We start from the raw sequence: 12,105 nt of genomic DNA on the forward strand, positions 1-12,105 counted from the left end.
TGCGGTCAGGAAACGGGTGCCACCGCCACCGGAGCGCCGAGCAGCCGGACCGCCACAGGGTCGCCGGACGTGTGTCGGTCGCCGACCTCGTGCTGGACCGTGACGATGGTGTCGTCGTCGAGCCGGACCGTGGTGCGCCGGATCGACCCGAGGAAGCTCGAGGAGACGACGGTGCCGGTGACGCCCTCGGGAGCGAACGCGATGTCCTCCGGTCGGACGTAGGCGAGCACGGGACCGTCTGCCACGGTGAGGTCGAGCGCGGGGATCCGGAAACCGTAGACGAACACGTCGCCGCCGCGCAGGTCACCGCCGAGTCGGTTCGACTGCCCGACGAAGTCCGCCGTGAACGCCGACGACGGGGAGCGGTAGAGCTCCTCGGGCGTCCCGATCTGCTCGATGTCGCCCGCGTTCATCACCGCGATCCGGTCGGAGACGGCGAGCGCCTCCTCTTGGTCGTGCGTGACGAAGACCGTGGTGATGCCGAGGTCGGACTGGATACGGCGGATCTCCTCGCGGAGGGACACCCGCACCTTGGCGTCGAGGGCGGACAGCGGCTCGTCGAGCAGCAGCACGCGGGGGCGTGTGACGAGCGCGCGGGCGAGTGCCACGCGCTGCTGCTGCCCACCGGAGAGCTGGTGCGGGAACCGGTCGGCGAAGTCGGCGAGGTGCACCATGTCGAGCGCGTCGACGACCCGGGACTTCCGCTCGGACGACGGGACCTTGCGCATCTCGAGGCCGAACGCGACGTTCTGCCGCACCGTCATGTGCGGGAACAGCGAGTACTGCTGGAAGACCATCCCCATGTCGCGCTTGTTCGCGGGGGTGTTCGCCACGTCCTCGCCGTCGATGCGGATGGCGCCGGCGTCGATGGCCTCGAGCCCGGCGAGGGCACGGAGCGCGGTCGTCTTGCCGCAGCCGGAGGGGCCGAGGAGCGACAGGAACTCGCCCGGCTCGACGCGGAGGGACAACCCGGCGAGTGCCCGGTGGGTGCCGTAGCGCTTCTCGACGGCATGGAGCTCGACGACGGCGCCGGTGCCCGACAGGGACGTGGGGGCGGCGGGTGCAGTGGTGGTCATGCGGGGTCCTTGCGGTGGGGACGACGGACACGCGTGCGGCGCTGCCCGATCCGGCCGATGGCGACGAGCAGCAGGAAGCCGAACACCAGCGCGCCGAGCGAGAAGATCGCCGCGACGTACGGATCGGTCCCCTGCACGAGGAGCAGTGCCGTCTGGAAGGTGGTGCGGGAGAGGAACGAGGCCAGGGTGTACTCACCCAGGACGACCGTGATCGTGAGGAAGCACGCGGCCAGGATCCCCCGCCGCAGGTTCGGCAGGAGCACCCGCCAGGTCACCGTCCACCACGAGGCACCGAGGGATCGAGCGGCCTCGGTCAACGTGATGAGGTCCATCGCGGTGATCGCGGCGGAGATCGGACGGAAGGCGAACGGCAGCGCGACGACGCCGATGGCGAAGGAGAGCGTCCAGGCGCCGGACCCGAAGAGCCGGGCCACGACCTGGTACACCGGGACGAACCCGACGACGAGGACGACCACCGGCACCGTGATCGGCACCAGGCAGACGAACTCCAGGATGCGTCGGAGCCGCGGGTGGTGCAGGGCGGTGATGACCTGTGCGGGCAGGAGCACGAGCAGGATGATCGCGACGGCGATGACCGCGATGACCAGCGAGGCCCCGAGGCCGTCGAAGACGGGCTGGTAGGTGCCCGCGTTCGCCGGGTCCGCCAGGGCCGTGTAGTGCGCCGTGGTCAGGCTGCCGTCGGTGCCCTGGCGGAACGTGAACTGCAGCAGCGCGACCAGCGGCACGGCGAAGAGGAGTCCGACGACGACCAACACGACCGCTGCGGTGCCCCGGGACGGGGCCGCGCCGAACTGTGGGACGCGGGCCGGGCCTCCCGTCCGAGCGGAACGTGCCGGACGTGCCGGCGCTCCCGCGCTCATCGCTGCCACCGGGCCGCACGGCGCTGCAGCAGCGAGTACGCCGTCATGACGACGGCCATCACGACGACCATGCCGAGCGCCAGGACCCCGGCCACGTTCTGCAGGCCGATGATCGTCTCGCTGGTGAGCTGCGCGCGGATCGTCAGCGGGACGATGCCGCCCTGCGAGATGAGCGCGGCGGCGGTGGCGAACGACGAGAACCCGTTCGCGAACAGCAGCAGCAGCGATCCCCAGAACGCCGGCGCGAGCACGGGCAACGCCACGCGACGCCAGTAGGTGGCACGCGATGCTCCGAGCGTCGCCGCGGCCTCGCCCCACTGCGTCTTGACGCCCTCGAGTGCGGGCATGAAGGTGAGGACCATGAGCGGTACCTGGAAGTACACGTAGGGGATCACGAGGCCGGGCACGGTGTAGAGGAAGGCGCCGTCGGCGTTGAGGTCCCAGTGGAAGGTGGACACCAGCCACGCTGTGACCAGACCCTGCGTGCCGATCGTCGCGATGAACGCGAAGGCGAGCATCACGCCGCCGAACTGGGCCAGCACGCTGGCGGCGGAGTCGATCATCGACCGGACGATGCCGTCCGGCCGGAGTGCCGCGAGCGCCCAGCACACGAGCGCACCGATCACGGCGCCGATCACGGCGGAGGCCGCGGACAGCCCGAACGAGCCGCCGAAGGCCCGCAGCACGCTGGGGTCGCCGAGCGCGGCCGAGTTCGCGAGCGTCGGGTGGCCCGACGCGTCGAAGAACCCCGACCCGACGGCGATCAGCGCCGGGACGGCGAGGAAGAGCAGCACGTACGCCGCGAACGGGGTGAGACCGAGCCACGCGATGCCGCCGCGGCGCCGGACACGGGGTCCGGCGCCGCGGCGGGCGGTGGCATCGGCCTGCGTGCCCGCGCGGGTCGCGGTCGCCTGCTCGCTCGTGACGAGCGTGACGGCCGGGACCGTGATGGCGGGGACCCCGGCGGCCGGGACTCCGGCGGTGCCGGGGGCCGATGCGGTGGTCATGCTGCTCAGGAGCCCATCGTGGACGACCACTCGGCCGCCAGGACCTTCGCGGCCGCGGTCACCTGCGCGTCGGTCAGCTCGACGGAGTCCTTCGGTGCGCCACCGGCGGCCTGCAGCGCGTCCTCGTCGACCTTGCCCGACTCCTGGAGCGCGGCGAGGGTGGACGGGAACGCACCGGCCTGCAGGTACAGGTTCTGGGCGTCGGGGCTTGCGATGTACTCCTGCCACAGGCGGGCGGCCGCGGGGTGCGGGGCGTCCTTGTTGATCGCCTGCGAGTAGTAGGAGCTGAGCGCCTGCCCCTCGGGGACGACGGTCTTCCAGTTCTCGTTGCCGCTCGCGCCGGCTGCCGCGCCCCAGGCCAGGTTGTTGTAGGACCACTGGATGACGACCGGGGTCTCACCCGAGGCGACCGTGGCCTGCGTCGGCAACACGTTCTGGAAGTTGCCGGCCTGCTTGAGCTCGCCGAAGTAGTCGACGCCCTTGCTGATGTCGTCGGCCGAGCCGCCGTTCTCCAGCGCCGCGAGGTAGACCGCGCTGGCGGCCTGGTTCGCCTGGGTGGGGTCACCGGCGATCGAGACCTTGCCCTTGTACTCGGCGCCGAGCAGGTCGTTCAGGTCCTCCGGTGCGTCCGTGATCTTCGACGAGTCGTAGCCGATCGACATCAGACCCGTGTAGTCCCGGGTCCAGGCGCCGTCCTTCTCCTTCAGGTCGGTGGGGATGTCGCTCCAGTTCGCGACCTTGTAGTCCGTCAGCAGCCCGAGGTTCTGCTGCAGGACGGCGTTGCCGAGGTCGAGCACGTCGGGAGCCGTCGACTGGCCCTTCTGCGACTTCACGGCGGCGACCTCGTCGGCGCTCGACCCGTTCGGGTTGGCGGAGTTGATCTTGATGCCGTACTTCTTCGTGAAGCCGTCGATGATCTTGCCGTAGTTCGCCCAGCTCGGCGGGAGCGCGATGACGTTGAGCTGCCCCTCCGCCTTCGCGGCCTTCACCAGGGCGTCCATGCCGCCGGCGCCCTCGGCGCTCGTGGCGGTCTTCCAGCTCGCGTCGCCGCTGCTCGTCGAGGCGGAGCTCGTGGCCGAGCAGCCGGCGAGGGTGACGACGGCCGCTGCGGCGAATGCCAGGCCGGTGAGGGTGCGCTTGTACTGCACGGGGGAGCCTTCCGTGTTCGGGTCCGACCCGTCGGGCCGGTCCGGCGGGGAGCGCCGGTCGGGACGATCGTGGACGCGGCCGGTTTCCGGTCCGTGCTCGAACGGTGAACGGTGGCAGAACAGCGCGTGCGCCTGTACGGTTCTGCGTGATCTCGGTCCGCCGGTGATCGAGCAGCCGGGAGGCCCGCATGGAGTTCACGACGACCGTCCTGCAGGCGCGGGTCAACGCCACCGGCCTGCCCGTCCCGCCGGAGGTGATCGAGGCGCTGGGCTCCGGCGGGCGCCCGGCCGTCGTGGTCACCATCGACGGTGGCTACACCTACCGCTCGACGGTCGGCGTGATGGGCGGACAGGCCCTCGTCCCGCTGTCCGCGGAGCACCGGACGGCCTCGGGCATCGTCGCTGGGCAGACCGTGACGGTGTCGCTCGAGGTGGACACCCTGCCGCGGACCGTGGACGTGCCGGACGACCTGGACCAGGCGCTCACAGCCGCCGGGGTCCGTGCCGCGTTCGACACGCTGTCGGCGTCACGGCAGCGGGCGCTCGTCGACCCGGTGACACGGGCGAAGGCGCCGGAGACCCGCGCGCGGCGGGTCGAGAAGGCCGTGGAGTCGCTTCGCGGGTGACTATGTCGACTGGCATGATGTACCACATGCCAGTACCGCTCGGGGTGGTCCGTTTCCGCGCCTACCGCCGCTACGAAGCCCTCCGAGTCGAAGCCAGCAACGCCCTCATGGGGCTTCTCGCAGGCGCACAGCTCTCGAACCACCTCCTCCAGCTGAACCGCGGTTCTGACCGGCTCCTGCCCGAGGTGTACCCGAACGTGCCGCACATCCGCCGCTTCAACCTCACGGCCGAGGCAGCGAGCGACATCCTCGCCGAGGCCGACGTCCACCTCGGCGCGATGAGCATCGCCTACGTCCTTGCGCTCCACGAGGACTCCCTGAAGACCTGTCTGGGCATGGCTGCAGACGCCGGGCTCGTCTCACGCCGACGCGCTCGAGAGACGCCGTCGGCCGGGCAGCACGAGGCACTGCAGCAGGCGTGCGGGTCGCGCATCGACGGCCTCCCTCTCGAACAGTTGGCGGTCCTGCGCAGGATGCGGAACGCGGTCATCCACGATGGCGGTCGGGTGGACCAGGGTCTCGTGGACGCCGTGTCCGCCCTCTCCCCGGCGGCGGTGCTGGCCTGGACGAAGGCCTCGGGGAGCGATCCCACACGGCTGGCGAAGGGCGACGTACTCCGGCTGGGCCACGGTGAGATGCTGCTGGCGCTCGCCGTCACCAAGGCGATCGATCGAGCGTGCAACGGTCTGCTGCAGATCGGGCTTCCACGAGACCATTGGATCCGTGAGGCGGTCGAGGACGCCCTGACCGAGCACCCGCAAGCGGGGCATGCTGCCACGGTGCTACGGAAGTGCCATGGGTTCGCCCGTCATCACTACGGGCCACTCAGGCTCGCCCGCGCCGAGGTCGAGTCCGAACTCGCTCGTCGCCGCGAGGGCTGAAGGCAAAACGGGGCTCTACTCGTTGAGCTACGTGCCAGGACTTGCACCTGGGTCTCCGCGTTTCTGTGGGGATTCCGGTCGTGATCCGGAAGCGGCCTGCACCGATCTCCTGCTTGGAACGGTACCAGCATCGTCGCCACCTGCCAACGCGGTGGACGCCGCCTCAGGCACCGAACTCGACCAGGACGCGCGGGATCTCGCCGAGCAGTTCGCTCGCCAGGTAGCCCATCGGTCCGACCTGCACCGCCAGTCGGTCCCCCGCGGCGGCGTGCACCTGGGTCGCCCACACGGTCGCCTGTGCGACGTCGGCTCCGCGAGCGAGCAGACCGGTGATCGCACCGGAGAGGACGTCCCCGCTGCCGCTGGTCCCCAGACCCCCGGCGCCGGTGCCCTTCGCCCACGCCCGACCGTCCGGGGCGGCGATGATCCCGCCGAGGGAGACCACCGCCCCGAAGCGCTCGGCGATCTCCGCTGCGTCGGTGTGGTCGTCGGAGCAGTCCCGGCCGAGCAGCCGTTCGGCCTCACCGGAGTTCGGTGTCATCACGAGCCGGCCGCGCAGCGGGGCGAGTTCGTCCACCAGGTCGGCGGCGACCCCGAGCGCGAAGGCGTCCAGGACGACGACCGTCTCGTCCCCGACGACCGCGGCGAGTCCGGCGACGAGGTCGCGGCTCCCCTCGGGTTCGTCGAGCCCCGGGCCGACGAGCACCGCGTCGGCGGCGGCCAGGTCGTCCGTCAGGCTCTGGATCGCGCCGACGGCCACGTGGCCGCCCTCGTCCTCGGCGAGGGGCTGCACGCCCGACTCGGGCAGGGCGACGGCGACGTGTGGTGCGACGCTCCCCGCGACGGCGAGCGTCAGGCGTCCACCGCCGACGCGGAGCGCTGCGGTCGCGGACAGCATCGCCGCGCCGGGGGTCTTCGCGGCGCCACCGACGACGAGCACCTGGCCGCGGCCGTACTTGCTGCCGCCGACCTCCGGCAGGGACCACTCACGGAGCAGGTTCGGGGTGACGGGGATGGGCTCAGACACGGGCGTCGTCCTTCCGGCCTTCGTGTTCGGTGACGGCCGCGTCCGGGTCCTCGTCGAGGTGTCCGGTGCCGGAGAACTCCTCGAGCGTCCACGGGGCACCGAGTGCGTCGCGGCGGAGTCGCGTGAGAGAGGCGTTCGCGACGGTGTGGTCCTCCGCGAAGGCCATCAGTTCGGGCTCGTCGAGGTCCAGGCAGACGGCGATGGCGAGCATGACGACGGCATCGTGGGCGGCGATCACCAGACGGTCCGCGTCCACGATGCGGTCGACGTCGGCGAAGAGCGTGCGCAGTCGGAGCATCACGTCGACCCAGGACTCGCCGCCGGCCGGCCGGTGGTAGTACTTGCCGAGCCACTGCCGACGCTGCTCCTCGTCAGGGTGCAGGTTCGCGGACCCGGTGCGGGTGAGCCGGTCGAGGACGCCGAGTTCCCGGTCACGCAGGCGTTCGTCGACGCGGCGCGGGGGTTCGGTGAGGCCGCCAGCCTCGAGCGCGATGCCGATCGTCTGCTGCGCTCGACGGTAAGGCGAGACCCAGAGCACGACCGGCACGTCGTCGACCCCGCGCTCCGCGAGTTCGGCACCGAGCGCACGGGACTGCTCCTCGCCGAGGGGGCTCAGCGGGACGTCGGCGTCCCGGTGGTCGACCTCGATGACGTCGGCGCCCGCAGCGTCGGCCTCGGCTGCTGCGACGTTCGCGGTGGACTCGCCGTGACGGACGAGCCAGATCTCGGTGACGGCCATGGTCGTGACGCTAGCCGGGAGGCGCTGGACCGGTTCACGGGCGGCCGCCGCCGGCGGCCACCCACGACCACGGCGGACAGCACACGGCACCGCCCGTCCGGGGACGAGCGGTGCCGTGTGTGGTGCGGGTGGTGTGACCCGGCGTCAGACGCGGGCTGCGCGACGACGGCGGGCGACGACGGTCAGGCCGATGCCGGCAGCCAGCAGCACTCCGGCGATTCCGAGCGGGACCGTCGGGTCACTGCCGGTGAAGGCCAAGGTCCCGGTCGGCGTCCGGCCGTTGCCGGAGACCACGCCTGCGGTGGTCGGGCTGTCGGTCGGGGTCGTGCCGACGGGCGTGCCAGCAGTCGGTGTCGGTGCCACGACGCGGACCGTGACGACCTGGGTGTCGGCCGGTCCGGTGCCGTTCGAGGCGGTGATCGTCACGGTCGAGGAACCCGTGGCGGTCGGGGTGCCCGAGATGACGCCGGTGGTGCTGTCGATCGTCAGACCGGCGGGCAGCCCCGTCGCGGTGAAGGTCGGCGTCGGCGTCCCGGTGGCGGTCACGGTGTAGCGGTAGGGCTGGCCGGTGGTCGCGGCCGTCGGCGTGCCGGAGGTGATCGAGGGTGCCACGGTCGGGGTGGGCGTCGTGGGCGGCGGGCAGCTCTGCGCCGGGGTGATCGTGTTCGTGTCGAGCGTCACGGCGGCGTCGAGCGCGATCAGGCGGCCCTGGATGGTCGCACCGGTCACCGCTGTCACGGACGTCCTCGCGAGGACGGTGCCCTGGAACTGCGAGCTGGTCTGGATGGTGGCCGAGCTGCCGACCTGCCAGAACACGTTGCACGAGCTCGCCCCTCCGGTGATGAGGATCCGCGTGTTCGTCCCGACGACCAACGACGAGGCTGCCTGGAACACCCAGGTCGACTGCGCGTCGCCTCGCAGAGTGAGCGTGTTGTTGTCCGACAGGTTGAGCGCGCCACCGGAGTAGACGCCCGGCACGAGCGTCCCGACGTTGTCGAGGTCGCTGACGTCGACACCGCTCGGCGTGAGCGAGGCGGCCACGTTGAAGGCGTTCCGAGCGTCCTGCTGCGCCAGCGCCGCTTCGGTCGGGGTGCGGACGGTGCCCGTGACCAGGCCGTTCGGCAGTCCACCGAACCCGCTGATCTTGGAGCTGGGGGGACCGCCGAGGTCGCCGTTGACGACGGTCGGTCCGGTGTTGGTGATGGCCTGGCTGGCGAGCACCCCGTAGGTCGCCGCAGTCCCGAGCTTCACGGGCCCGTCGATCTCCGTCGCGGCGGAGGCGGCGGAGGTCGCCATGAGGACGAGCGACGCCGAGAGACCGAGCACGGCACCACCCGTCAAAACTCTGCGGAGGAACGGGGACGTCGCCATGGGAGACACCTGACTGAGAGGGAGAGGCACAGTGCGATCGTCGACGACGGGCGCATGATCTCCGTCGTCGCAGTATGCACTCCAGGCGCTCTGATCAGGGGCGATCGCCTGAAAACGCTCTGTCTACCCGCCGGACTCCCAGCCTGAGCAGTCTGGAAGGCGGACCCAGGCGCATCCGCACCCCCAGTAGTGGGGTCGGCGTGGCGACGGGCCGCCGTACCCCCGCAGGAGCGACGCCGGACGAGTGCACCCAAAGCCTCGCCCGGCGTCGCGGTCCCCCGCCCGGTCAGGCCCGTCGGACCCGCAGGGTGACGAGCTCGAACGGGCGCATCGTCAGGACGACCGGTTCGCCGTCGTCCCGGGAACCGTCGTCGAGCGGTCGTTCGAGCAGGTCGACCCGGGTCACCCCGGCAACGTCGAAGCCGAAGTCGACACCGACGTCGGTGGCCCGCCCGCCGAGTGCTTCGTACAGGCGCACGACGACGTCGCCCGAGCGGTCCTCGGCGAGCTTCACGGCCTCGACGAACACCTGCGGCGACGACACCGTGACGAGCGGCTCCACGACACGGTCGCCCGGCACGGCACGGACCGGCAAGTTGAGCCGGTACCCGGAGTCCGCGGCGTCGAGCACCGAGGCACCGACGCGCAGGACCGTGCGGAACACGTGGTGGCCCTGGTCGGCCTCGGGGTCGGGGAACTTCGGCCCGCGCACCAGCGACTCGCGCACCTGCGTCGTGGTGCCTCCGTCTGCACGGGTCCGCCGCGTGACGTCGTGCCCGTAGGTGGAGTCGTTCGCGATCGCGACGCCGAACCCCGGCTCGGCGACGTGCACCCAGCGGTGGGCGCTCGTCTCGAACCGGGCGAAGTCCCACGAGGTGTTCTGGTGCGTCGGCCGGTCGATGTGCCCGAACTGGATCTCACTCGAGGCCTGGTCGGCCTTGAGGTCGAGCGGGAACGACAGCTTGAGGAGCTTCTGCTGCTCGTGCCAGTCGGCCTCGGTCTCGACGACGAGCTCCGGCTGCCCCTCGGTCGCCGTGTAGCGGGTGGTGACGGTGGAGCGGCCGAACGGGCGGACCACGACGAGCGCCTCCCCCTCGACGGTGACGCTCGTCGCCTGCAGCACCGACCCGTGCCGCTGGTAGGCGCGGTCGATGTCCCACGCCTCCCATTGGTTCGGGGTGTCACGGAATACGGTGTACTCGGCGGCGGCTTCCCCCGGCGCGACGGCGTCGCGGCCGGTGCCGCGGTCGACGAGCGAGACGACGTGTCCGTCGCCGTCGACGGTGGCGACGACGACGCCGGTGTCGAAGACGAAGCGGTCGCCGTCGCGGACGGGAGGCACGGCGCGCGCCGCGTCGACCGGCTCGGCTCCCAGCGCGCGGACCCCGTCGGCGGGGACCGGGGACGCGTTGAACCGGACGTGCGAGGCGGCGGAGGTCGAGCCTCCCGGCCGGTCCACGCCGCTGTCCGGACCAGCGCCACCGGTGGCGAGGGCTGTGGTCGCGGTGCCGATCAGCTCCTCGAGCACCGCGGCGATCCGGGCGTACTCGGCCTCGGCGTTCTCGTAGACCCAGGCGATCGACGAGCCGGGCAGGATGTCGTGGAACTGCTGCAGGAGCACGGTGTGCCAGGCCGAGTCGAGCGCGTCGTACGGGTACTCCCGGCCGAGGCGCACGGCGGCCGTCGTCGCCCAGAGTTCGGCCTCGCGGAGCAGGTGCTCGGAGCGGCGGTTGCCCTGCTTCGTGCGGATCTGCGACGTGTAGGTGCCGCGGTGGAACTCCAGGTACATCTCGCCGGACCACACACCGGGCGTGGGCAGGGCGCGCTCGAGCTCCTCGAACACCCGCGCCGGTGTCCCGAGTTCGACCCGGGGTGAGCCGTCCAGGTCGTGCTGCCGATGCGCCGCGGCGACCATCTCGCGGGTGGGACCACCACCACCGTCACCGAAGCCGTAGAGCAGCATCGAGGTGTTCGCGACGCCGCGCTCCTTGTTGTTCCGCTCCCCACGGTGCAGGTCGGCGGGCGAGACGTCCGAGTTGTACGTGTCTGCCGGGGGCAGGTGGGTGAGGACGCGGGAGCCGTCGATGCCCTCCCAGAGGAACGAGGTGTGCGGGATGACGTTCGTCTCGTTCCACGACGGCTTCTGCGTGACGAACCACTTCGACCCCGCGGCCCGGACGATCTGCGGCAGCGCGCCCGTGTAGCCGAACGAGTCGGGGAGCCATGCCTCGGGGGTGTCCACCCCGAACTCCTCGAGGAAGAACCGCTTGCCGGCGACGAACTGGCGGGCCAGGGCCTCGCCGCCGGGCAGGTTCGTGTCGGACTCGACCCACATGCCGCCGACCGGGATCCACCGGCCCTCGGCGACGCGCTGCTTGATGCGCGCGAAGACCTCGGGGTACTCGTCGCGCATCCACGCGTACTGCTGTGCCGACGAGCACGCGAAGGTGAAGTCGGGGTCCCGGTCCATCAGGTCGAGCACGTTCGAGAAGGTCCGGGCGCACTTGCGCTTCGTCTCGCGCACCGGCCAGAGCCAGGCGGAGTCGATGTGTGCGTGTCCGACGGCGATGGCCCGGTGCGCCGAGCCGCTGGTGGGGACGGCGAGCGCCCCGGCCAGGACGGCACGCGCGTCGGCGGCGGTCCCGGCGACGTCGTCGGGGTCGAGCGCGTCCGCGGCCCGTTCGAGCACCCGGAGGACGTCGGCACCGCGGGTGCCGTCGGTCGGCAGTTCCGCCATCAGCCCGCGGAGCACCCACAGGTCCTGTTGCAGCTCCCACACGGTGTCGTCCCGTTCGACGACCTCGAGCGCGCGGAGCCGGTAGATCGGGGCGTCACCCGCGGTGTGCTTGGAGCCGAGCGGGGTGGCGCCCTGGAACGAGTCACCGCCGATGTCCGGGTTGGCGCCGGCCTCGATGTACAGCTCGAACGACTCCCCCGGGGCGACCTGCAGCGGGACGCTGTCGTTGCGCGGCTCGATGGCCTTGATCGTGGAGCCGTCCGGACGCCAGGCGAGCCCCTCGGCCTGGAACCCGGCCTGGCGCTTGGTGAACCCGAGGTCGACGTGCAGCTCGGCGGTGGTGCCCTCGGCGGTGCCGAAGTCGGCCGGGACGGTGCCGGTCACCCGGAACCAGGTGGTGCCCCAGGGCCGACCGCCCCACGGGGAGCCGACGGTGAACGGTTCGTAGTGCTGGGTCACGGCCTCGGCGAAGGGCACGGGTTCGTCCGGGACCTGCCACGCCTCGATCGTGACCGGCGATGCCCGGCGGTGGACGTTCGGGTCGACGCGGTCCCGCACGAGTCGCGCGATCCGGGCCTCGACGAGGGGTTCGTCCTGGTGCATGGAGATGGG

10 protein-coding genes are annotated in these 12,105 nt (G+C 71.6%); 2 read left to right on the top strand and 8 right to left on the bottom strand.

The window, feature by feature from the left end; all coding sequences use genetic code 11:
• Positions 1-5 precede the first annotated feature (5 nt).
• The 4 genes from DEJ25_RS00415 to DEJ25_RS00430 all read right to left on the bottom strand — a co-directional run bounded on the left by DEJ25_RS00415 (position 6) and on the right by DEJ25_RS00430 (position 4,112).
• Positions 6-1,076 carry an ABC transporter ATP-binding protein gene (locus DEJ25_RS00415; RefSeq protein WP_111043435.1) on the bottom strand — a complete coding sequence of 357 codons (1,071 nt, stop codon included), beginning with the start codon at positions 1,074-1,076 and terminating at the stop codon, positions 6-8.
• Positions 1,073-1,852, bottom strand: coding sequence for an ABC transporter permease (locus DEJ25_RS00420; RefSeq protein ID WP_258366381.1), 780 nt, complete (start codon positions 1,850-1,852; stop codon positions 1,073-1,075). The genes DEJ25_RS00415 and DEJ25_RS00420 overlap by 4 nt, the downstream gene beginning before the upstream one ends.
• Positions 1,853-1,953: 101 nt before the next feature.
• Positions 1,954-2,964 carry an ABC transporter permease subunit gene (locus tag DEJ25_RS00425; protein WP_111043697.1) on the bottom strand — a complete coding sequence of 337 codons (1,011 nt, stop codon included), beginning with the start codon at positions 2,962-2,964 and terminating at the stop codon, positions 1,954-1,956.
• A gap of 5 nt (positions 2,965-2,969) precedes the next feature.
• The gene (locus DEJ25_RS00430) at positions 2,970-4,112 is read right to left on the bottom strand and encodes an ABC transporter substrate-binding protein (RefSeq protein ID WP_111043437.1); all 1,143 of its coding nucleotides are present in this window, start codon (positions 4,110-4,112) and stop codon (positions 2,970-2,972) included.
• A gap of 188 nt (positions 4,113-4,300) precedes the next feature.
• On the opposite strand from DEJ25_RS00430, the gene DEJ25_RS00435 reads away from it, so the two are divergent.
• Positions 4,301-4,738: a YdeI/OmpD-associated family protein gene (locus DEJ25_RS00435; protein ID WP_110903480.1), complete on the top strand. Its 438-nt coding sequence runs from the start codon at positions 4,301-4,303 to the stop codon at positions 4,736-4,738.
• A gap of 26 nt (positions 4,739-4,764) precedes the next feature.
• Entirely contained in the window at positions 4,765-5,619 is an 855-nt protein-coding gene (locus tag DEJ25_RS00440; RefSeq protein ID WP_146240592.1) for a hypothetical protein, read from the top strand.
• A gap of 163 nt (positions 5,620-5,782) precedes the next feature.
• On the opposite strand, the gene DEJ25_RS00445 is transcribed toward DEJ25_RS00440, so the two are convergent.
• The 4 genes from DEJ25_RS00445 to DEJ25_RS00460 form a co-directional block, all read right to left on the bottom strand.
• A complete protein-coding gene (locus DEJ25_RS00445) occupies positions 5,783-6,646 on the bottom strand; it encodes an NAD(P)H-hydrate dehydratase (RefSeq protein WP_111043439.1) in 864 nt (287 codons plus the stop codon).
• Positions 6,639-7,385, bottom strand: coding sequence for a histidine phosphatase family protein (locus DEJ25_RS00450; RefSeq protein ID WP_111043440.1), 747 nt, complete (start codon positions 7,383-7,385; stop codon positions 6,639-6,641). The genes DEJ25_RS00445 and DEJ25_RS00450 overlap by 8 nt, the downstream gene beginning before the upstream one ends.
• Positions 7,386-7,529: 144 nt before the next feature.
• Positions 7,530-8,756 carry an ice-binding family protein gene (locus DEJ25_RS00455; RefSeq protein WP_111043441.1) on the bottom strand — a complete coding sequence of 409 codons (1,227 nt, stop codon included), beginning with the start codon at positions 8,754-8,756 and terminating at the stop codon, positions 7,530-7,532.
• A gap of 286 nt (positions 8,757-9,042) precedes the next feature.
• A complete protein-coding gene (locus DEJ25_RS00460; protein ID WP_111043442.1) occupies positions 9,043-12,096 on the bottom strand; it encodes a glycoside hydrolase family 38 C-terminal domain-containing protein in 3,054 nt (1,017 codons plus the stop codon).
• Positions 12,097-12,105: the final 9 nt, after the last annotated feature.

The organism is Curtobacterium sp. MCPF17_011 (assembly GCF_003234145.1).
Lineage (GTDB): Bacteria > Actinomycetota > Actinomycetes > Actinomycetales > Microbacteriaceae > Curtobacterium.

Bases quoted from the DNA above. Each gene is read 5' to 3' on its own strand.
- DEJ25_RS00415 (WP_111043435.1), bottom strand. From the start codon at position 1,076: ATGACCACCACTGCACCCGCCGCCCCCACGTCCCTGTCGGGCACCGGC.
- DEJ25_RS00425 (WP_111043697.1), bottom strand. From the start codon at position 2,964: ATGACCACCGCATCGGCCCCCGGCACCGCCGGAGTCCCGGCCGCCGGG.
- DEJ25_RS00455 (WP_111043441.1), bottom strand. From the start codon at position 8,756: ATGGCGACGTCCCCGTTCCTCCGCAGAGTTTTGACGGGTGGTGCCGTG.
- DEJ25_RS00440 (WP_146240592.1), top strand. From the start codon at position 4,765: ATGCCAGTACCGCTCGGGGTGGTCCGTTTCCGCGCCTACCGCCGCTAC.
- DEJ25_RS00460 (WP_111043442.1), bottom strand. From the start codon at position 12,096: ATGCACCAGGACGAACCCCTCGTCGAGGCCCGGATCGCGCGACTCGTG.
- DEJ25_RS00450 (WP_111043440.1), bottom strand. From the start codon at position 7,385: ATGGCCGTCACCGAGATCTGGCTCGTCCGTCACGGCGAGTCCACCGCG.
- DEJ25_RS00435 (WP_110903480.1), top strand. From the start codon at position 4,301: ATGGAGTTCACGACGACCGTCCTGCAGGCGCGGGTCAACGCCACCGGC.